Source organism: Candidatus Protochlamydia sp. W-9 (assembly GCF_001950615.1).
GTDB lineage: Bacteria > Chlamydiota > Chlamydiia > Chlamydiales > Parachlamydiaceae > Protochlamydia > Protochlamydia amoebophila.
This window is the reverse complement of the sequence record NZ_BCPZ01000062.1, coordinates 1-277: the sequence shown is the minus strand read 5'-3', so window position 1 is coordinate 277 and position 277 is coordinate 1. Positions and strand designations below refer to the sequence as shown.

The 277-nt window shown below is 51.3% G+C and carries 1 rRNA gene; it reads right to left on the bottom strand.

Features of this window, described 5'->3' with window-relative positions:
* A 23S ribosomal RNA gene (locus BU804_RS01835) occupies positions 1-277 on the bottom strand; the annotation flags it as partial.

Here is a 277-nt window from a genome sequence, read left to right as displayed (position 1 = left end):
CAATGGTCCGCGCGCTTAACGTACTCCGTCGACCCGTCACCATAGTTTTAGGTGGCGCAGGAATATTTAACCTGCTTTCCATCACCTACGCTTTTCAGCCTCGGCTTAGGGACCGGCTAACCCAGGGAAGACGAACTTTACCCTGGAAACCTTAGGTTTTCGGCGAGGAGGATTTTCACCTCCTTTATCGTTTACTCATGCCATGCATTATCACTAGTATGCGCTCCAACGCTCCTTACGGTACATCTTCGACGCTGCATACTACGCTCTCCTACCG